Here is a 221-nt window from a genome sequence, read left to right on the forward strand (position 1 = left end):
TCCGGCGAGTACTGGTGGTACGCACGCGACAACGTCTGGGAAGACAAGAAGCTCAACCGCTTCTTCCCGCGCGAGACGCTGGATGCGCGCTCGATCCGCCGCGAAACCGCGCCGGACTGGGATTACTGGCACGTGCAGGTGTCCCAGTCGGTGAAGAAGCTGCGCGACGCCGGGATCAAGATCCAGGTCGGCGGCCACGGCCAGTTGCAGGGCCTGTCGGC

1 protein-coding gene is annotated in these 221 nt (G+C 66.1%); it reads left to right on the plus strand.

The window, feature by feature from the left end:
* Nucleotides 1-221: hypothetical protein (locus HJV72_RS19205; protein WP_208073472.1), on the plus strand; the 221-nt coding region annotated here is incomplete at both ends.

Source organism: Extibacter sp. GGCC_0201 (genome assembly GCF_017566055.1).
Classification (GTDB): domain Bacteria; phylum Bacillota; class Clostridia; order Lachnospirales; family Lachnospiraceae; genus Extibacter.